Source organism: Streptomyces sp. NPDC007901, assembly GCF_042959465.1.
Classification (GTDB): Bacteria; Actinomycetota; Actinomycetes; order Streptomycetales; family Streptomycetaceae; genus Streptomyces.
In genome coordinates this window covers 255,807-275,642 of sequence record NZ_JBIBKW010000011.1, presented here as the reverse complement: position 1 = coordinate 275,642, position 19,836 = coordinate 255,807, and the positions used below count along the sequence as shown (strand labels likewise).

14 protein-coding genes are annotated in these 19,836 nt (G+C 71.2%); 10 read left to right on the top strand and 4 right to left on the bottom strand.

Annotated features, from left to right (window positions below):
• The gene (locus tag ACFZDK_RS32745) at nt 1–999 is read right to left on the bottom strand and encodes an aldo/keto reductase (RefSeq protein WP_390977517.1); all 999 of its coding nucleotides are present in this window, start codon (nt 997–999) and stop codon (nt 1–3) included.
• A 74-nt stretch (nt 1,000–1,073) separates the two neighbouring features.
• Here ACFZDK_RS32745 and ACFZDK_RS32740 point away from each other — a divergent pair, with 74 nt between their 5' ends.
• From ACFZDK_RS32740 to serA, 6 genes are all read left to right on the top strand, one after another.
• Nucleotides 1,074–2,024 (top strand): NAD(P)-dependent oxidoreductase, encoded by a 951-nt coding sequence (locus tag ACFZDK_RS32740; RefSeq protein ID WP_390977516.1) that lies wholly within the window; start codon nt 1,074–1,076, stop codon nt 2,022–2,024.
• Between the two features lie 402 nt (nt 2,025–2,426).
• Nucleotides 2,427–5,441, top strand: a complete 3,015-nt coding sequence (locus ACFZDK_RS32735; protein WP_390977515.1) for an EAL domain-containing protein — start codon at nt 2,427–2,429, stop codon at nt 5,439–5,441.
• Nucleotides 5,442–5,695: 254 nt separating this feature from the next.
• Entirely contained in the window at nt 5,696–7,546 is a 1,851-nt protein-coding gene (locus ACFZDK_RS32730) for an acetolactate synthase large subunit (protein WP_390977514.1), read from the top strand.
• A 21-nt stretch (nt 7,547–7,567) separates the two neighbouring features.
• The gene (gene ilvN, locus ACFZDK_RS32725) at nt 7,568–8,092 is read left to right on the top strand and encodes an acetolactate synthase small subunit (protein ID WP_355717132.1); all 525 of its coding nucleotides are present in this window, start codon (nt 7,568–7,570) and stop codon (nt 8,090–8,092) included.
• A gap of 130 nt (nt 8,093–8,222) precedes the next feature.
• Nucleotides 8,223–9,221, top strand: coding sequence for a ketol-acid reductoisomerase (gene ilvC / locus ACFZDK_RS32720; protein WP_390977513.1), 999 nt, complete (start codon nt 8,223–8,225; stop codon nt 9,219–9,221).
• A gap of 230 nt (nt 9,222–9,451) precedes the next feature.
• On the top strand, nt 9,452–11,041 hold the full coding sequence (gene serA / locus ACFZDK_RS32715; RefSeq protein WP_390977512.1) for a phosphoglycerate dehydrogenase: 1,590 nt from the start codon (nt 9,452–9,454) through the stop codon (nt 11,039–11,041).
• A 61-nt stretch (nt 11,042–11,102) separates the two neighbouring features.
• Here serA and ACFZDK_RS32710 read toward each other — a convergent pair whose 3' ends face one another.
• Nucleotides 11,103–12,617, bottom strand: a complete 1,515-nt coding sequence (locus ACFZDK_RS32710) for an MFS transporter (protein ID WP_390977511.1) — start codon at nt 12,615–12,617, stop codon at nt 11,103–11,105.
• 98 nt (nt 12,618–12,715) lie between these two features.
• Between ACFZDK_RS32710 and ACFZDK_RS32705 the strand changes: the two genes are divergently transcribed.
• Nucleotides 12,716–13,291 (top strand): TetR family transcriptional regulator, encoded by a 576-nt coding sequence (locus tag ACFZDK_RS32705; protein ID WP_390977510.1) that lies wholly within the window; start codon nt 12,716–12,718, stop codon nt 13,289–13,291.
• A gap of 229 nt (nt 13,292–13,520) precedes the next feature.
• Entirely contained in the window at nt 13,521–14,606 is a 1,086-nt protein-coding gene (locus ACFZDK_RS32700; RefSeq protein ID WP_390977509.1) for a hypothetical protein, read from the top strand.
• A 38-nt stretch (nt 14,607–14,644) separates the two neighbouring features.
• On the opposite strand, the gene ACFZDK_RS32695 is transcribed toward ACFZDK_RS32700, so the two are convergent.
• Nucleotides 14,645–15,904 (bottom strand): helix-turn-helix domain-containing protein, encoded by a 1,260-nt coding sequence (locus ACFZDK_RS32695; protein ID WP_390977508.1) that lies wholly within the window; start codon nt 15,902–15,904, stop codon nt 14,645–14,647.
• 181 nt (nt 15,905–16,085) lie between these two features.
• Here ACFZDK_RS32695 and ACFZDK_RS32690 point away from each other — a divergent pair, with 181 nt between their 5' ends.
• Entirely contained in the window at nt 16,086–17,066 is a 981-nt protein-coding gene (locus ACFZDK_RS32690) for a proline dehydrogenase family protein (RefSeq protein WP_390977507.1), read from the top strand.
• 82 nt (nt 17,067–17,148) lie between these two features.
• Nucleotides 17,149–18,780 (top strand): L-glutamate gamma-semialdehyde dehydrogenase, encoded by a 1,632-nt coding sequence (gene pruA, locus ACFZDK_RS32685; RefSeq protein WP_390977506.1) that lies wholly within the window; start codon nt 17,149–17,151, stop codon nt 18,778–18,780.
• A 183-nt stretch (nt 18,781–18,963) separates the two neighbouring features.
• On the opposite strand, the gene ACFZDK_RS32680 is transcribed toward pruA, so the two are convergent.
• Complete coding sequence (locus tag ACFZDK_RS32680) at nt 18,964–19,827, bottom strand: helix-turn-helix domain-containing protein (protein WP_390977505.1); 864 nt, start codon at nt 19,825–19,827, stop codon at nt 18,964–18,966.
• Nucleotides 19,828–19,836: the final 9 nt, after the last annotated feature.

Sequence of the window (19,836 nt, the reverse complement as noted above, 5' to 3'; positions counted from 1 at the left end):
TCAGTCCCACGACCCGAGCGCGGCAGGCAGCTGCCCCAGCTCCGCCAGATCCTCCGCGCTCAGCCCCACATCCACCGAGCCGGCGTTCTCCGCCACCCACCGGCACTGCTTCGCCCCCGGCACCGGCACCACGTGCCGCCCCTGCGCCAGCACCCACGCCAGCGCCACCTGAGCCGCGGTGACCTCGTCCCCCTGTCGGCGGGCAACCCTCCGCAGCCCCGCCACGATCGGCTGGTTCGCCGCCATCATCTCCGCCGTGAACCGCGGATGCCGCGCCCGCAGATCGTCCGGCTCGAACCCCTCACCCGGCGTGAGCGTGCCCGTCAGGAACCCGTTGCCCAGCGGCATCGCCGCCAGGAACCCCACGCCCCGCGCCTCGCACCACGGCAGCAGCGCCTCCAGCGCCTCCGGCGACCACACCGACAGCTCGGCCTCCACCGCACTGACCGGAAACACCTGCTGCACCCGCTGCAACTGCCGAAGGGTCGCGTCGTGCAACCGCGCGCCGGACCTGCGCCCCCCGCGCGCCCCCACGGCGCACAACCCCAGCGCCCGCACCTTCCCCGCCTGCACCAGTTCCGCCATCGCGCCCCAGGTCTCCTCGACCGGTACCTCGGGGTCGGCGCGGTGCAACTGGTAGAGGTCGATCACATCGGTCTGCAGCCGGCGCAGCGACGCGTCGCACGCCCGCTTCACATAGCCGGGCCGGCCGTTCGCCACGATGTGCTGGTCGCCGACGAGCAGCCCCACCTTCGTCGACACGAACGCCTCGGCACGCCGCTCCTTGAGCACCCGCCCCAGCAGCAGCTCGTTCGTGAACGGCCCGTACATGTCCGCCGTGTCAAGCAGCGTCACGCCCAGGTCCAGCGCCCGGTGCACCGCCCTCACCGACTCGTCACCCCGTTGCCGCGACCCGCTGTACGCCCAGCTCATCGGCATGCACCCGAGTCCGACGGCCCCCATCGCGAGCGCCCCCGCGCCGATCGTCCTGCGCTCCACCAGCCCGTGAACCTCCTTCTCCGGACCCCAACCTAACCCGCTCGCCGCCATACCCCTGACATAGCCTCCTGACCATGACCCACGACGCATGGCTCCCCATCCCGCTCGACGAGTTCACGGACCTGCCCGAAGGGCTCAATTACCTCTTCTGGGACGGTGACCAGGACTTCCCCGGCGACCCCGCCGACTGTGCCGTCTACGTCGTCCCCTACATGAAGCGGCAGAACGTGAAGGCGCGGCCGCTGCCGGAGATGCGGAACGTCCGGCTCATCCAGACCCTCACCGCCGGTGTCGACGACATGATCGCGGCCCGTGACCTCATCGTCCCCGGGGTGCCCCTCTGCAACGCGCGCGGCGTGCACGACGCGAGCACCGCCGAACTCGCGCTCACCCTGACGCTGGCGTCCCTGCGCGGCATCCCGGGGTTCGTGCGGGCCCAGCGGCAGGAGCACTGGGAGAGCGGCTTCCACCCCGCCCTCGCCGACAAGTCCGTCCTCATCGTCGGCTACGGAGCGATCGGTTCCGCCATCGAGGACCGGCTCGTGCCCTTCGAGGTTGCGCGGGTGGCGCGCGTCGCGCGCTCCAGGCGCGCCTCGGCGCGCGGTCCCGTGCATCCGCTCACCGAACTGCCGAATCTGCTTCCGGAAGCCGATGTCGTCATCCTCTCCACGCCCCTCACGGACACCACGCGTGGCCTGGTCAACGCCGAGTTCCTCGCACGGATGAAGGACGGCGCACTGCTCGTGAACATCGCGCGCGGGCCCGTCGTGGACACCAAGGCGCTCCTCGCCGAACTGGAGAGCGGCCGCCTCACCGCCGCCCTGGACGTCACCGACCCCGAGCCGCTGCCGGCCGGACACCCCTTGTGGCAGGCGCCCGGCGTGCTGATCAGCCCTCATGTCGGCGGCCCCACCTCGGCCTTCCTGCCGCGCGCCAAGCGCGTCGTCGTCGAGCAGTTGAACCGCTTCGTGAACCGGGAGCCGTTGCGAAACGTGATCCTTACGACGGGATCCACCGACAACTGACAATCCCCGCAACACGCGTGTAATCCGCTTCCGGTACGGTCCGCGACCTTCCGGGTGCGGTGCGTGCGCGTATTGCCGCTGGTCGTCACGGAGCGTAGAGAAGCTATGTCCCTGAGTGACGAGACTGGTGTATCGTCCCGACAGGGGCTGCGCCGCGCACCGTTCGGCGCCGGGGATGGACATTTCAGATTTGTGAGGGGGGCGACGGGCGATGCACGGCCTATGGACGAACGATCCGACGCGGCGGAGCCGCCGGCGGCGACCCTGGCGCACAGCTGCGCGCAGACGCGGCCACCACACCAGCCATCACCACCACCGCAGGCACAGCGGGCGCGGGCGGCACCCTCACCCGGCGCACCGGGATCCGAGGGACCCGGGAACGGCGCGGGCCGGGAGCATCCGGTGACAGCGCCGACCTCTGTGACGACCACACTCCCCGGAGCGCTGCGGGCACAGCCTCCGGCGGGGATGCCGCACCCCCGGCCGCCGGTCACGGGCGGCGGGACCGGCGTGGTCCGCCAACTCGTCCTGGCCCTGGTCTGCGCGGGATACGCCGTCGGTTCCGCGTTCGACTGGGGCTCGAACCAAGTGGCCCTGTTCATGGGTGACTTCGGTCTGACCGCGGCCGCCGGCACCGCCGCCGTGTCGTGCCTCTTCTACGCCCGCTCCCCGCGGGTCCGCTTTCGACCTGCCTGGCTGCTGTTCGCCCTCTCCTCGGCGATGGCGGCCCTCGGCAACGCGGTCTGGGGGTGGTACGAGGTCGTGCTCCAGCGGCCGGTGCCCAGCCCCAGCTACGCCGACCTGTTCTTCCTGTGCTTCGCGCCGCCCGCCATCGTCGGCCTGCTGGTGCTGGCCAAGCGGCCGGTGAGCAAGGCCGGCTGGATCTGCCTGGGCCTGGACGCCTGGCTGATCGGCGGCTCGCTGCTCACCCTGTCGTGGAGCCTCGCGCTCGCCCAGGCCGCCCGGTTCGACGGGCCCAGCGTCGCGCACACCGCGCTCTCGCTGGCGTACCCGCTGCTGGACATCGCCCTGGTCAGCATGGTGCTCGCGCTGCACTTCCGGCGCTCGCCGGGCAACCGCACCGCGGTGAACACCGCGATCGGCGCGCTCGCCCTGACCGTGATGTGCGACGCCCTGTTCACCTCGCCGCTGCTGCACAGCAGCTACCGCTCCGGGCAACTGCTCGACGCGGGCTGGTTCGCCGGTTCGCTGCTGCTGGCGTACGCCCCATGGGCCGCGCCCCGGTCGCAGGGCGCCCTGGAGTCCGACGGGCACACCCGCGTGGTCCACGAGCACGTGCCCGGCGCCCGGGCCACGGCGCCCAGGCAGGCGCCCGCGCCCACCCCGGGAGGTGATCACAGCCGGTACCCCTCGGGCCGCCCGCTGACCGGCTCCCTGGCCGCGCTCACCCCGTACCTGGCCGCCGCCGTGTGCACCCTGGGCATCCTCTACAACGTCCTCAACGGCCGCAGCCCCGACCACGTCGTCCTGATCACCGCCGGCTGCGTCGTGCTCGCGCTGGTCGTGCGCCAGGGCATCATGCTGCTCGACAACATCACCCTCACCCAGGAACTGGCGCACCAGGAGAACCACTTCCGTTCCCTGGTGCAGGGCTCCAGCGACGTCATCATGATCGCCGCGCCCAGCGGCGTCCTGCGGTACGTCTCCCCGGCCGCCGCCGGGGTCTACGGACGGCCCGCCGACGACCTGGTGGGCTCGGAACTGGCCAGCCTCATCCACCCGGAGGACCTGGGCTGCGTGGTGCACGAGGTGCGCCGCTTCCTCGCCGCCCGCCCCCAGGAGGAACCCACCACCCGTATCGAGTGCCGATTCCGGTCCGGCGAGGGCGGCTGGCTCAATGTCGAGTCCACCGTCAACCGGCACCACGGCGGCCTCATCTTCAACAGCCGGGACGTGACCGAAAGGGTGCGGCTGCAGGCGCAGCTCCAGCACAACGCCGAGCACGACCCGCTCACCGACCTGCCCAACCGCGCCCTGTTCACCCGGCGCGTCCAGCAGGCCCTGTCCGGCCGCCGCTCCTCCGACCGGGGTCCCGCCCTCAGGAACACGGCGGTGCTCTTCATCGACCTGGACGGGTTCAAGGCCGTCAACGACACGATCGGGCACCAGGCCGGGGACGAACTGCTCGTCCAGGCCGCGCGCAGACTCCAGGACGCGGTCCGCCAGGGCGACACCGCCTCCCGGCTGGGCGGCGACGAGTTCGCGGCGCTGATCGTCGGAGACGGCACCCGTGACCGCAGTGCCCGGGAGCGGCACATCCTGGAGCTCGCCGACCGCCTCAGGGTGACCCTCTCCCAGCCGTATCTCATTGACGGCAACGATGTCCGTGTCAACGCGTCCATCGGTGTCGCCTTCGCCGAACCGGGTCTCGGCGCGGGCGAGTTGCTGCGCAACGCCGACCTGGCGATGTACCGCGCCAAGTCGGCCGGAAAGGGCCGCGTCGAGCTGTACAAGCCACAGATGCAGCAGGACGTCGTACGCAAGGCGGAACTGGCCACCCGGCTGCGGGCCGCTCTGCACGACGGCGAGTTCGCGCTGCTGCACCAGCCCGCGGTGTGCCTGGAGAGCGGCCGGATCGAATTGGTCTCCGCACAGGCGCGCTGGCGCTCGTCCCAGGGGGTGCTGTTCACCCCGGCCGAGTTCCTGCGGGTGGCCGAGGACAGTGACAAGACCGCCGAACTGGACCGGTGGATCTTCCAGGAGGCGGTCGAACAGGCCGCCGAGCGGGCCGCCAACGGGCTGGTGGTGCCGATCGCCGTCCGCACCAGTGCCCGGCGGCTGCTCGACCGGTCCTCGCCGCTGGGCTCCGTGGAGTCCCTGCTCGCCCGGCACGGACTGCCCTCCGGGGCGCTGGTCCTGGAACTGTCCGACACCGACCCCAGAATCCCGCTGGACGAGCTGGAGCGGCGCCTGACCGCGCTCAACCGGCACGGTGTCCGGATCGCGCTGGACGGCTTCGGCAGCGGCTTCGCGGCGATCACGGCCCTCAGGAAGCTCCCCGTCGACGTGCTCAAGCTCGACCGCAGCCTGGTCGAGGGCGTCGTCGAGTCGCCCCGGCTGCACAAGATCACCAGCGGGCTGCTGCGGATCGCCGGCGACCTGGGCCTCCAGTCGGTGGCCGAGGGTGTCGACCTGCCCGAGCAGGTCACGGCGCTGCGCACGATGGGCTGCACCCACGGGATGGGCATGGCCTTCTCCGGCCCGGTGGACGAGTACCGGCTGCGCCGGGCGCTCGGATCCGGCCACTACCCGGTTCCGCACGCATCGGCCGAGCCGGCGTTCGCGGGCAGTGGTGCGGGCGGCGGCGCGGGGGTGTACACCAGTGGTGTGCCCGCGGTGCTCGGAGGCGGTAGTGCCCTTCGCTCACATAATGAGACTCCCGTCCCACCCACTTGACACGTGGTGCGCGTCGGAGGGAGGGTCAGTCCCATGCGCACCCGAATTCTCGTACTTGGACAGCGCGTCGGCTGAGCTGGGACCCACCGGAGATGGCTCCGGAAACCCCAGCGACCACACCGGCGCGCTCCCCTCGCTTGCCTTTTGGCACGAGGGGTTTTTTGTTGCACCAGCACCACTCGTACAGCATGCGTACGGCAGCAGAAATCCGTACGAACCTCGCAAAAACCCTCAGCATCGAGAAGAGAATGCCGATGACCGAGCAGAGCGCCGCGGCCCACCATCCGCAGCCGCGGCCCCGTTCCGGAGGACAGCAGCCCGCCCCCGTCGAGCACGTCACGGGTGCGAAGTCCCTCATCCGCTCCCTTGAGGAGGTCGGCGCTGACACGGTATTCGGCATCCCCGGCGGCGCGATCCTGCCCGCCTACGACCCGCTGATGGACTCCACCCGGGTGCGCCACGTCCTGTGCCGGCACGAGCAGGGCGCCGGCCACGCGGCCACCGGCTACGCGCAGGCCACCGGCAAGGTCGGCGTCTGCATGGCGACCTCGGGCCCCGGTGCCACCAACCTGGTGACGCCGATCGCGGACGCGCACATGGACTCGGTGCCGCTCGTGGCGATCACCGGGCAGGTCGCGTCCTCCTCGATCGGCACGGACGCCTTCCAGGAGGCGGACATCGTCGGCATCACCATGCCGATCACCAAGCACAACTTCCTGGTCACCAAGGCCGAGGACATCCCCCGGGTGATCGCCCAGGCGTTCCACATCGCCTCCACCGGCCGCCCCGGCCCGGTCCTCGTCGACATCGCCAAGGACGCCCTCCAGGCGAAGACCACCTTCTCCTGGCCGCCGGTCATGGACCTGCCCGGCTACCGCCCGGTGACCAAGCCGCACGCCAAGCAGATCCGCGAGGCCGCCAAGCTGATCACCTCCGCGAAGCGGCCCGTCCTGTACGTCGGCGGCGGTGTCATCAAGTCGCACGCCACCGCCGAGCTCAAGGTCCTCGCCGAGCTCACCGGAGCGCCCGTCACCACCACCCTGATGGCGCTCGGCGCGTTCCCCGACAGCCACCCGCTGCACGTGGGAATGCCGGGCATGCACGGTGCGGTCACCGCCGTCACCGCGCTGCAGAAGGCCGACCTGATCGTCGCCCTCGGAGCCCGCTTCGACGACCGCGTCACCGGCAAGCTGGACAGCTTCGCGCCGTACGCCAAGATCGTCCACGCCGATATCGACCCCGCGGAGATCGGCAAGAACCGCGCCGCCGACGTGCCGATCGTCGGTGACGCCCGCGAGGTCATCGCCGACCTGATCCAGGCGGTCCAGAAGGAGCACAGCGAGGGAAACCAGGGCGACTACACCGCCTGGTGGAAGGACCTGAGCCGCTGGCGCGAGACCTACCCGCTGGGCTACGACCTGCCCGACAACGGCTCGCTCTCCCCGCAGCAGGTCATCGAGCGCATCGGGCAGCTCGCCCCGGAGGACACGATCTTCGCGGCGGGCGTCGGCCAGCACCAGATGTGGGCCGCGCACTACGTCCAGTACGAGAAGCCCGCCACCTGGCTGAACTCCGGCGGCGCCGGAACCATGGGCTACGCGGTCCCGGCCGCCATGGGCGCCAAGGCCGGCCGGCCCGGGCGGACCGTCTGGGCGATCGACGGCGACGGCTGCTTCCAGATGACCAACCAGGAGCTCACCACCTGCGCCCTGAACAACATCCCGATCAAGGTCGCCATCATCAACAACGGCGCCCTCGGGATGGTCCGCCAGTGGCAGACCCTGTTCTACAACCAGCGGTACTCCAACACCGTCCTGCACTCCGGCCCCGACGACGTCAACCCGGACGCCCGCGGCACCCGGGTCCCCGACTTCGTCAAGCTGTCGGAGGCCATGGGCTGCCACGCGATCCGCTGCGAGTCCCCGGACGACCTCGACAAGGTCATCGAAGAGGCGAACTCCATCAACGACCGCCCGGTCGTCATCGACTTCATCGTCCACGAGGACGCCATGGTGTGGCCGATGGTCGCCGCCGGCACCTCCAACGACGAGATCCTGGCCGCCCGGGACGTCCGCCCCGACTTCGGCGACAACGAAGACGACTGAGCGAGAGAGACGCAGAAGAAAATGTCCAAGCACACGCTCTCCGTCCTGGTGGAGAACAAGCCGGGCATCCTCGCCCGGATCGCCGCGCTGTTCTCCCGCCGCGGCTTCAACATCGACTCGCTCGCCGTCGGGGTCACCGAGCACGCCGACATCTCCCGCATCACGATCGTGGTGAGCGTCGAGGCGCTGCCGCTGGAGCAGGTCACCAAGCAGCTCAACAAGCTCGTCGAGGTGCTGAAGATCGTCGAGCTGGAGCCGGGTTCGGCCGTTCAGCGGGAACTCGTTCTGGTGAAGGTGCGCGCCGACAACGAGACGCGCTCCCAGATCGTCGAGATCGTCCAGCTGTTCCGCGCCAAGACCGTCGACGTCTCCCCGGAGGCCGTCACCATCGAGGCCACCGGCAGCAGCGACAAGCTGACCGCCATGCTCAAGATGCTGGAGCCCTTCGGCATCAAGGAGCTGGTGCAGTCCGGCACCATCGCGATCGGCCGCGGCGCCCGCTCGATCACCGACCGGTCGCTGCGCGCGCTCGACCGTTCTGCGTAAGGCTTGACACGGGCGGCCGAGGATCCGGTCCGGCTCACCGGCCGCCCGTATACCGAGACCCCGAGACTTCCCTTCCGCCCGCCGTCATACGGTGGGACGCACCATCTGCACACCAAGGAGAGAACCCAAAGTGGCCGAGCTGTTCTACGACGCCGACGCCGACCTGTCCATCATCCAGGGCCGCAAGGTCGCGGTCATCGGCTACGGCAGCCAGGGCCACGCGCACGCCCTGTCGCTGCGCGACTCCGGTGTCGACGTCCGTGTCGGTCTGCACGAGGGCTCCAAGTCCAAGGCGAAGGCCGAGGAGCAGGGCCTGCGCGTGGTCACCCCGGCGGAGGCCGCCGCCGAGGCCGACGTCATCATGATCCTCGTCCCGGACCCGATCCAGGCCCAGGTCTACGAGGAGCACATCGCCCCCAACCTGAACGACGGCGACGCGCTGTTCTTCGGCCACGGCCTGAACATCCGCTTCGGCTTCATCAAGCCCCCGGCCGGCGTCGACGTCTGCATGGTCGCCCCCAAGGGCCCGGGCCACCTGGTGCGCCGTCAGTACGAGGAGGGCCGCGGCGTTCCCTGCATCGTGGCCGTCGAGCAGGACGCCACGGGCAACGGCTTCGCGCTCGCCCTGTCGTACGCGAAGGGCATCGGCGGCACCCGCGCCGGCGTCATCAAGACGACCTTCACCGAGGAGACCGAGACCGACCTGTTCGGCGAGCAGGCCGTCCTCTGCGGTGGTACCTCCGCCCTGGTCAAGGCCGGTTTCGAGACTCTGGTCGAGGCCGGATACCAGCCGGAGATCGCCTACTTCGAGTGCCTGCACGAGCTGAAGCTGATCGTCGACCTCATGTACGAGGGCGGCCTGGAGAAGATGCGCTGGTCGGTCTCCGAGACCGCCGAGTGGGGCGACTACGTCACCGGCCCGCGGATCATCACCGACGCCACCAAGGCCGAGATGAAGAAGGTCCTCGCCGAGATCCAGGACGGCACCTTCGCCAACAACTGGATGGCCGAGTACCACGGCGGTCTGAAGAAGTACAACGAGTACAAGACCGCGGACTCCGAGCACCTCCTGGAGACCACCGGCAAGCAGCTCCGCAAGCTGATGAGCTGGGTGAACGAGGAGGCGTAAGCCTCAGCCGACGGGGCCGGAGCGCACTGCTCCGGCCCCGTTGTCCACCCTGTCGAATCTCGGACGGGTGATCCTTCCGCAGAGGCGCAGGACGACTCCTGCCGCGCCACTACACTGCCGTACTACATACGCGTCAGGCCCACAGCGTCGTGCGTCTCCACGCGGCTAGCCAACCTCCACCGCCTGCGGCCGTCGGGACGGCCGTCCGCATTGGACCTGTGAGGACTCACGTGAGCTCGAAACCTGTCGTACTCATCGCTGAAGAGCTGTCGCCCGCCACCGTCGACGCGCTGGGCCCGGACTTCGAGATCCGGCACACCAACGGAGCAGACCGGGCCGAGCTGCTCCCCGCCATCGCCGACGTGGACGCGATCCTGATCCGCTCCGCCACCAAGGTCGACACCGAGGCCATCGCCGCGGCCAAGAAGCTGAAGGTCGTCGCACGAGCCGGCGTCGGCCTGGACAACGTCGACGTCTCCTCCGCCACCAAGGCCGGCGTGATGGTCGTCAACGCCCCGACCTCCAACATCGTGACCGCCGCCGAACTGGCCTGCGGTCTCCTCGTCTCCAGCGCCCGCCACATCCCGCAGGCCAACGCCGCGCTGAAGAACGGCGAGTGGAAGCGCAGCAAGTACACCGGCGTCGAGCTCGCCGAGAAGACCCTCGGTGTCGTCGGCCTCGGCCGCATCGGCGCCCTGGTCGCGCAGCGCATGTCCGCCTTCGGCATGAAGATCGTCGCCTACGACCCCTACATCCAGCCCGCCCGCGCCGCCCAGATGGGCGTGAAGGTGCTGTCGCTGGACGAGCTGCTCGAGGTCGCCGACTTCATCACCGTGCACCTCCCGAAGACCCCCGAGACGGTCGGCCTGATCGGCGAGGAGGCGCTGCGCAAGGTCAAGCCGTCCGTGCGCATCGTCAACGCCGCGCGCGGCGGCATCGTCGACGAGGAGGCGCTGTACGCGGCGCTGAAGGAGGGCCGGGTCGCCGGCGCCGGCCTCGACGTGTACGCGAAGGAGCCCTGCACCGACTCCCCGCTCTTCGAGCTGGACCAGGTCGTCTGCACCCCGCACCTCGGCGCCTCCACCGACGAGGCCCAGGAGAAGGCCGGTATCGCGGTCGCCAGGTCCGTCCGCCTCGCCCTCGCCGGCGAGCTGGTCCCGGACGCGGTCAACGTCCAGGGCGGTGTCATCGCCGAGGACGTCAAGCCGGGCCTGCCGCTCGCCGAGCGCCTCGGCCGCATCTTCACCGCGCTCGCGGGCGAGGTCGCGGTCCGTCTCGACGTCGAGGTCTACGGCGAGATCACCCAGCACGACGTGAAGGTGCTGGAGCTCTCCGCGCTCAAGGGCGTCTTCGAGGACGTCGTCGACGAGACGGTGTCGTACGTCAACGCGCCGCTGTTCGCGCAGGAGCGGGGTGTCGAGGTCCGCCTCACCACCAGCTCCGAGGCGAGCGAGCACCGCAACGTGGTGACCGTGCGCGGCACGCTCGCGGACGGCGAGGAGGTGTCGGTCTCCGGCACGCTGGCCGGCCCGAAGCACCTCCAGAAGATCGTCGCGGTCGGCGACTACGACGTCGACCTCGCCATCGCCGACCACCTGCTGGTGCTGCGCTACGAGGACCGTCCGGGCGTCGTCGGCACCGTCGGCCGCATCCTCGGCGAGGCGGGCATCAACATCGCCGGTATGCAGGTGGCCCGTGCGGTCGCCGGCGGCGAGGCGCTGGCCGTGCTGACCGTCGACGACTCGGTCCCCGCCGGTGTGCTGGCCGAGGTCGCCGAGGAGATCGGGGCCACCTCGGCCCGTGCGGTCAACCTCGTCTGACCCCGAGATCCACAGACGCCGGCCGGGCTGAGAGTCCTCAGCCCGGCCGGCGTTCTGCTGTCTATGCGCTCTTCCGCAGCGTCACCCCCGCCCCCACCGCCGCCAGCACCAGCAGCACCGCCCCCGCGATCGCCGCCCCCTGCATCCCGCTGGTGAACGCCTCCCGCGCGGTCCGGACCAGGGCTTCTCCCGTGTGCCCCGGCAGCCGGCCCGCCGTGGCCAGCGCGCCGCCCAGCGTCTCCCGGGCCGGTGCCGGAGCCGTGGCCGGCATCTCGTGGCGGTAGACCGCCGTACCGATCGACCCCAGCACCGCCATCCCCAGCGCGCCGCCGAACTCCGCGCCGGTCTCCAGCAGCGAGGAGGCCGTGCCCGCCCGTTCCACCGGCGCTCCGCCCATCGCGAGGTCGGTCAGCTGGGACATGATCGCGACCATTCCGCAGGCGAGGACGCCGGCCCCGGTCAGCACCAGCCACAGCGAGTCGGTGCCGACGAGGGCGAGCAGCACGAACCCGGCCGCCATGGCCGCGAAGCCGCCCGCCACCACGTAACCCCGGTCGGCGCCCCGCTGGACCAGCTGGGCCGTGACCGGTCCGGCGACCCCGATGAACACCGAGGGCAGCAGGCTCCACAGCGCCGCCGCGAGCGGGCTCATCCCGAGGACCGACTGCAGGTACTGCGTGGTGAAGATGGCCGAGCCCATCATGGCGAGCGAGGCGACGAGGGTGAGGACCAGCGCCGGGGTGAAGCCGCGGCCCTTCAGCAGGGCCGGCGGGATCAGCGGGGAGCCGGTGGTGCGCTGGCGGTGGACGAAGAGGGCGGCGAAGAGCAGGCCGACGGTGACCGAGACGACGTACAGCGGGTGCCAGCCCTCGGAGGGGATCTCCTTCAGGCCGTAGATCACCGGGAGCACGGCGGCCAGCGAGAGCGGGACGCTCAGCCAGTCGAAGCGGCCGGGGGAGGGGTCGCGGGACTCCGGGAGCAGGAACGGGCCGAGGAGCAGGAGCAGCGCCATCGCCGGGAGGTTGACCAGGAAGACCGAGCCCCACCAGAAGTGCTCGACGAGGATCCCGCTCATCACCGAGCCGAGCGCGATCCCGCCCGTCATCACCCCGGACCACAGGCCGATCGCCTTCGCGCGCTGGCCGGGGTCGGTGAACATCGTGCGCAGCAGGGCCATCGTCGACGGCATCAGGGTCGCGCCGCCGAGGCCGAGCACCGCGCGGGCGGCGATCAGGGTCCCGGCGCTGTCCGCGTACGCGGCGAGCAGCGAGGCGCCGCCGAAGGCGGCGGCGCCGAACAGCAGCAGGCGACGGCGGCCGATGCGGTCGCCCAGCGCGCCCATGGTCATCAGCAGACCGGCCAGGACGAAGCCGTAGATGTCCAGGATCCACAGCTGCTGGGTGCCGCTCGGACGGAGGTCCGCGCCGATCGCCGGGAGGGCGAAGTAGAGGACCGAGACATCCATCGAGACCAGCAGCAGCGGCAGCATCAGCACGCCGAGCGCGGTCCATTCGCGGCGCCCCGCAAGGGAGTTGGTCCCACATGGGGTGGTGGTCGTGCTCGTCGGGTTCGTCATGCCAAGGAATGTACGGGCGTCTTAAACGCTTGTCTAGAACGAATGTATAAGTCAATCGTCTAGGACGGTTGTATGGATCTCGGGGTAGGCTGGCCCGCATGGGACACCGTGAGGATCTGCTGGAAGGCGCCAAGCGCTGCCTGCTGGAGAAGGGGTTCGCGCGGACGACGGCGCGCGACATCGTCAGGGAGTCGGGGACCAACCTCGCCTCGATCGGCTACCACTACGGCTCCAAGGACGCGCTGCTCGCGCAGGCCTACATCGCGCTGGTGGAGGAGCTGTCCTTCGACGGCGGCGACAGCGGGCTGACCGGCGCGCCCGGCTCCCTCGAGCGGTTCCGCGAGGTGTGGTCGAACATCGTCGGCAGCATGCGCGAGCCCGGCACGATGTGGCGGCTCAGCGTGGAGATCATGGCGATGGGCGATCAGATGCCGGAGGTGCGCGACCAGTTGGCCCGCGCCCAGCGCGAGGGCGGCCGTGGGCTGACCTCGCTGATGATGGGCGTACCGGAGGAGGAGGTCTCCGACGAGACCGCCGACACCCTCGGCCGTTTCTACATGACCCTCATGTCCGGCCTGATCTCGGCATGGACCTTCGACCCGAAGACCGCGCCCGACGGCGACGCGCTCACCGAGGGGCTGCGCCAGATCGTCGAGGCCGCCACCCGCACCTGATCGCGGGGACCGGCCGGGTGCCTCATCGGGCAGCCGACGCTGCCCCGGAGGATCTGGACCTTCGCCGGCGCCGGCGGCTATCGACGTCAGGAGAACCGTTTCTGATCCCGGCGGAAGGTACCCCATGCACGCCCACGGCCGCACCGGTGCGCGAGAGACCCGGAGGGAGCGTCCGCCGGTGCGGCCGACGGTCCGTCAGGAGCGGTCGCCGTCACCGGGGTTGCTGGGCATGATGAGCACCGCAGGCAACGCCGCCGTGGCGGAGATGTTCCGCCGCTCCGGGCAGTCCGCCGGGCCGTCCGGCCCGTCCGTGCAGCGCCAGACCGACGGGGACGGGAAGCAGCTGGTCATCCAGGGCGACGACGGCCCGGTGACGGTCCGTTCCGCGTCCGATCTGCTGGTGTGGCTGATGAGCCATCCGACCCGCCCGGCGCCCGCGAACTACGCCGAACCCGACGTCCTGCGCCGGGTCCTGGCCCGGCTGGAGGGGGCCGGGGGTGCCGTCGGCCCGGGGGCGGTGTGGGCCGCGGTGCGCGCGGTCGTCACCCGGGTGGCGACGACCGCCGGCACCAGCAGCGAGAGCGACAGCGACGACGAGGGCGGGTTCTTCCGCACCGCCCCGGCCCGGCGGAACACCGACAGCAGCAGCGACGAGGAGTCCGAGACGGCTTCCGAGACCGCCTCCGAGACCGGCGAGGACTGGGACGCGGGGCACTGGGACACCGACGAGTTCGGGGCGCCCGAGGCGGCCGAGTTCCGGCGGGAGATGCCCGAGGGCGACATCGCCGAACAGCAGCGGACGCTGAGCGCGTCGCTGTCCGGCTACCGGTTCGTGGGCTTCCACGGCACCAACGCGGAGAACGTCGGCGGTCTGATCGTCGACGGCCCGGACGTGGCCCGGATCGCCTCCGGCCACGGCATCGGCAAGGGGCGCGGCTTCTACGTCGCCCCGGTCGTCGGCCCGCCCGGCGCGAAGGCCCCGGGCACCGCCGCCGCCAAGAAGGAGGCCAGGCTGTGGGGGCGGTTCCTGGTCGCGGTCTATGTCGCCGACGACGTCACGGTGGGGCACCACGCCGACGAGTCCGACGGCGGGGTCGAGTTCGAGGGCGGCGGTGCGTCGGGCAGCGGGCCGGAGATGGCCTACCACGGCTCCGACGAACTCGTCGTCCCCGAGGAGCTGTTCGGCAAGATCAAGCTGGTCCGCAACGTGGACGACGTGACCATGCTGACCGCCTCCCGGCAGGCCGGCGCGGTCCCCTACGAGGACGGCGTCAGCAACTACCGGAAGACCGCGAAGGGGAAGGGGCGGAAGTAGGCCCACCGCTGGAAGGAGCCGTACAGCCCGGAAACGGCCTACAGGCGCGCCCCCTTCAGCGCCATGTGCAGGAGCAGTCGGTCCTCGCCGTCGTCCAGGTCGAGGCCTGTGAGCTGTTCGACGCGGGAGAGGCGGTAGTAGAGGGTCTGTCGGTGGATGCCGAGGGCGGCCGCCGTGCGGCCCGCCTGACCCGCGCAGTCGAGGTAGGCCTCGGCGGTGCGGGCCAGTTCGCGGTGGGCCGGGGTGAGCAGCGGGCTCACGGCCCGGTCGTGGGAGGCCTCCGGTCCCAGCGCGGTGAGCAGCCGGTACGGGCCGATGTGGGCCCACTCCGCGACCGGCCCGAACCGGGGCTCGGCCAGCGCGGCGCGGGTCGCCGCGGCGGCCTCCTGCCAGATCGCGCCCAGGCCGGCGAGGCCGGTCCGGGCCTCGCCCACCCCCGCGGCACACCCCGGGGCCACCGGGGCAGTCGTCCCCGCGAATCCCGCGGCCACGGCGGCGGCCGTCCGCGCCCCGGCCCCGCGTGCCGCCGCCGAGCGGGCCTCCTCCGCCTCCCTGAGCAGCCGGGCGGCGGCCGTCAGGGCGGGGGTGACCAAGTCGGTGCTGCGCAGCCGGACCAGTACGGCCAGGCTGTGCCCCGCCGTGCCCCAGGGCAGCGTGCACAGCGCGGTGGCGTGCGGGACCGTCCGCGGGGAGGGGGCGTCGTCCGGGTCGGCGGAGGGCCAGGGGGCGACGCAGACCAGGGTGTGCGGGACGTCCGCGCGAGCGCCGAGGGCGGTCCGCAGCTCGGCCACCGCCGCGTCCCGCTGCCAGCCGGGCTCCGCCGTGAGCACCGCCCGCAGCTCCCGGCCCAGCCCCGCCCCCGCCTGCGCCTCGTCCGCGAGCAGCGCGCCGATCCGCCCGGCCACCCCCATGGCCGCGACCAGCTGGGCGTCCGTCGGGCCCGGATCGTCGTCGAGCAGCCACACATAGCCGAGGACGACGCCCCGATGGCGTACCGGCAGACAGATCCGTCCCCGGTACACCCCCGCCTCCGGGGTCGGCGGGATGCGGACCGGTCCGGTCGCCCGGGTGATGCCGAAGCCCTCGAACCAGGCACGGACCGCCGACGTGGAGCGCCGGGTCAGGATCGAGCGGGTGCGGACCGGGTCCAGCGCCGACGGATCCAGGTCGCCCTCACTGTCGTACGCCCCGAAGGCGATCAGCTCGAAGTCGCGGTTCTCCAGGGTCGCCGGGACGCCGAGGAGCTCCGAGATCTCGTCGACCAGCTCCTGGTAGTCACCCTTGAATTCCGACGTCACCCGGGCATTCTCCCGCAATTCACGGACGCCTTCATACATCTGTCTGAGATCCGTGGCACGGATGCGTGACAGCTGTCGATGGCCCACGATCGAAGGGATCCTTAACTTTCACGGTGGTTCCCCGTGCCGTATCCAAATCGTCGGATCGCGGCCGTTACGGCATGTGTTGTGGAGGTGCCCCGTGCTGGGTCCCGTGATTCTCGCCGCGTCGCGCAGCGACCGGATGCGCCGTCTGATCTCGGCGGCCCCGGTGACGAAGCAGGTCGTCGACCGCTTCATCCCCGGTGAGACGGTCGCCGACATCGTCCCGATCATCGAGGAGCTCACCGGCCGCGGCCTGGAGCTGACCATGGACGTCGTCGGCGAGGACATCACCACCCCCGAGCAGGCCGCCGCCGCCCGGGACGCCTACCTCGAGCTCGTCGAGCGGCTGAAGGACCTCGGCCTCGGCGAGCGCGTCGAGATGTCGGTGAAGCTGTCCATGTTCGGCCAGGCCCTCCCGTCGCCCACCACCGCCCTGTTCGAAGGGCCCTCCGGGCCCGCCCCCACATTCCACGGCGGCCACGAACTGGCCCTCGCCAACGTCCGCCCGGTCGTCGAGGCCGCCGCCGCCATCGGCACGACCGTCACCCTCGACGCCGAGGACCACACCACCCTCGACTCGATGTTCGCCATCCACGAGGAACTGCGCCGGGACTTCCCGCAGACCGGCTGCGTCATCCAGGCCTACCTCTTCCGCACCGAGGCCGACGCCCGCCGCCTCGCCGCGGCCGGCAGCCGGGTCCGCCTGGTCAAGGGCGCCTACAAGGAGCCCGCCGAGGTCGCCTACCAGCAGAAGAACGAGATCGACAAGGCGTACGTCCGGATCCTGCGGACTCTGATGGAGGGCGAGGGGTACCCGATGGTCGGGTCCCACGACCCGCGCCTGATCTCCATCGCCCAGGAACTCGCCCGGCGCGCCGGGCGCAAGCCCGACGAGTACGAGTTCCAGATGCTGTACGGCATCCGCAGCGACGAGCACCTGCGGCTCGCCGCCGAAGGCCACCGGATGCGCGTCTACACCGCCTACGGCACCGACTGGTACGGGTACTTCATGCGCCGGCTCGCGGAGAAGCCGGCGAACCTGCGATTTTTCGTCCGCTCGATGATCAGCAAGAGCTGAGCCCCACCTGAGCCCCACCAGGCCCCCCCACGAAGCCGCGACAAGCCTCACCACCCGCTCAAGTTCAAGGAGTACGGATCTCATGGACGCTGTGACCCAGGTCCCCACGCCCGTCAACGAGCCGGTGCACGGCTACGCCCCCGGCTCGCCCGAGCGCGTCCGGCTGGAGGCCAAGCTCAAGGAGCTGGCCGAGAACCCGATCGAGCTGCCGATGACCATCGGCGGCGAGCGGCGCCTCGGCGGCGGCGAGCCCTTCCAGGTCGTGCAGCCGCACCACCACAAGGCCGTCATCGGCACCGGGCACCACGCCACCCAGCAGGACGCCCAGGACGCGATCGACGCGGCCCTCGCCGCCGCGCCCGCCTGGCGCGCGATGTCCTTCGACGACCGCGCGGCCATCATCCTGCGCGCCGCCGAGCTGCTCTCCGGCCCGTGGCGCGAGACCATCGCCGCCTCCACCATGCTCGGCCAGTCCAAGACCGCCCAGCAGGCCGAGATCGACTCGCCCTGCGAGCTGATCGACTTCTGGCGCTTCAACGTCCACTACGCCCGCCAGATCCTGAGCGAGCAGCCCCCGGCCAACTCCCCGGGCGTCTGGAACCGCATGGACCACCGTCCGCTTGAGGGCTTCGTCTACGCGATCACGCCGTTCAACTTCAGCGCGATCGCGGGCAACCTGCCGACCGCCCCCGCCCTCATGGGCAACGTGGTCGTCTGGAAGCCGTCCCCGACCCAGACCCACGCCGCCGTGCTGCTGATGCAGCTGCTGGAGGAGGCCGGTCTGCCCAAGGGCGTCATCAACCTCGTCACCGGTGACGGCATCGAGGTGTCCAAGGTCGCCCTTGAGCACCGGGACCTGGCCGGCATCCACTTCACCGGCTCCACCAAGACCTTCCAGTACCTGTGGAAGACGGTCGGCAACAACATCGAGAAGTACCGCTCGTACCCGCGTCTGGTCGGCGAGACCGGCGGCAAGGACTTCCTGGTCGCCCACCCGAGCGCCGACCGTGCCGTCCTCAAGACGGCGCTCACCCGCGGTGCCTTCGAGTACCAGGGCCAGAAGTGCTCCGCCACCTCCCGCGCCTACCTCCCGGCGTCCATCTGGAACGACGGCTTCCGCGAGGAGTTCGCCGCCGAGGTCGACTACCTGACCATGGGTGACGTCACCGACCTGTCGAACTTCATCGGCGCCGTCATCGACGACCGCGCGTTCGCCAAGAACAAGGCCGCGATCGACCGCGCGAAGACCGACCCGGCCTGCGAGATCGTCGCGGGCGGCTCCTACGACGACTCGGTCGGCTACTTCGTCCGCCCGACGGTCGTCGTGTGCGACGACCCGGAGAACGAGGTCTTCCGCACCGAGTACTTCGGCCCGTTCCTCGCCGTGTACGTCTACGAGGACGACCAGTACGACGAGATGCTGACCCAGATGGAGTCGGTGTCCGACTACGCGCTGACGGGCTCGGTCATCTCCAACGACCGCGCCGCCGCCGCGTACACGATGGAGAAGCTGCGCTACGCGGCCGGCAACTTCTACATCAACGACAAGTCGACCGGCGCCGTCGTCGGCCAGCAGCCCTTCGGCGGCGGCCGTGCCTCCGGCACCAACGACAAGGCGGGCGCCCCGCAGAACCTCCTGCGCTGGACGCTGACCCGCGCGATCAAGGAGACCCTGGTCCCGCCGACCGACTACGCCTACCCGCACATGGGCTGACCGCACCCCGCGGCCCACCGAGCACGGGCCGGGAAGCCTGACCCACGAGCAGGCTTCCCGGCCCGTTCCCATGGGGTGAGGGGGAGGGTCGGCAGATCGGGGGCGTCCGGTACGTCGGAGGGTTCCGGCAGGTCGGGCATGCTGCCATTGGAGTCGGTCACCGGCGGGCCGCGCAGGGGTCTTTCAGGTCCTCCGCGCGGTCAGGGCGTCCTTGAACCGTGAGGCGGCCGCGCTGCCCGGTGCCGCCGACAGGATCACGATCTTCAGCTCCGAGTCGCCGTCCGTCAGGACGTCGCAGTCGATCTCCACCGGCCCGACCCTCGGATGCTCGACCGTCTTGCGGTCCTCGCGGTGGGCCGCGACCGTGCCGCCGGCCCACATCCGGGCGAACCGCTCGTTGCCCTCGGTCAGCTCCCGGACCAGCTCGGCCAGCCGGGCGTCCCGCGGGAAGCGGCCGGTCGCGCGGCGCAGGTCGGAGACGACGGTCAGGTCCGAGTGGTCGGGGTCGTCGACGCGCACCGGCCACCCCGTGACCCGGGCCGCCCCGGCGCCCACCGGGAACCGTTCGCGGGCGAAGTTGCGCAGCTCCGTCGGCGTCGCCGCCGGATCGCCGAGGAGCGCGGCCCAGCCGGCGTTCCACCAGAGCAGCTGCCAGTGCGCGGTGAACACGGCGACGGCCACGTCCCCGAGCCGGTCCAGCACCCGGCGCACGCCCGGCGGAAGGGTGTCCGGGACCGGGCCGCCGTCCGGCGGGACCAGCCCGGCCATGCGGTGGAGGTGCTCGCGCTCGGCGCCGGTCAGCCGCAGGGCGCGGGACAGCGCGGCGACCACCTGCCCGGAGGGCGCCGTCGCCCGCCCCTGCTCCAGGCGGACCACGTAGTCGACCGACAGCCCGGCCAGCTCGGCGAGTTCCTCGCGGCGCAGCCCGGTCGCGCGACGCGTCCGGCCGGTCACCGGCAGCCCCAGGTCCGACGGCGACAGCCGCTCCCGCCAGACGCGGATCGTCGGCCCCAGCTCGGTCCCCTCTTTCCCGTCTCTCCCGGTCATGCCCCCATC

What these genes read in the sequence shown, in the direction of transcription:
- ACFZDK_RS32700 (WP_390977509.1), top strand. Translation starts at nt 13,521, where the DNA reads ATGATGAGCACCGCAGGCAACGCCGCCGTGGCGGAGATGTTCCGCCGC.
- ACFZDK_RS32740 (WP_390977516.1), top strand. Translation starts at nt 1,074, where the DNA reads ATGACCCACGACGCATGGCTCCCCATCCCGCTCGACGAGTTCACGGAC.
- pruA (WP_390977506.1), top strand. Translation starts at nt 17,149, where the DNA reads ATGGACGCTGTGACCCAGGTCCCCACGCCCGTCAACGAGCCGGTGCAC.
- ACFZDK_RS32710 (WP_390977511.1), bottom strand. Translation starts at nt 12,617, where the DNA reads ATGACGAACCCGACGAGCACGACCACCACCCCATGTGGGACCAACTCC.
- ACFZDK_RS32680 (WP_390977505.1), bottom strand. Translation starts at nt 19,827, where the DNA reads ATGACCGGGAGAGACGGGAAAGAGGGGACCGAGCTGGGGCCGACGATC.
- ilvN (WP_355717132.1), top strand. Translation starts at nt 7,568, where the DNA reads ATGTCCAAGCACACGCTCTCCGTCCTGGTGGAGAACAAGCCGGGCATC.
- ACFZDK_RS32705 (WP_390977510.1), top strand. Translation starts at nt 12,716, where the DNA reads ATGGGACACCGTGAGGATCTGCTGGAAGGCGCCAAGCGCTGCCTGCTG.
- ACFZDK_RS32730 (WP_390977514.1), top strand. Translation starts at nt 5,696, where the DNA reads ATGACCGAGCAGAGCGCCGCGGCCCACCATCCGCAGCCGCGGCCCCGT.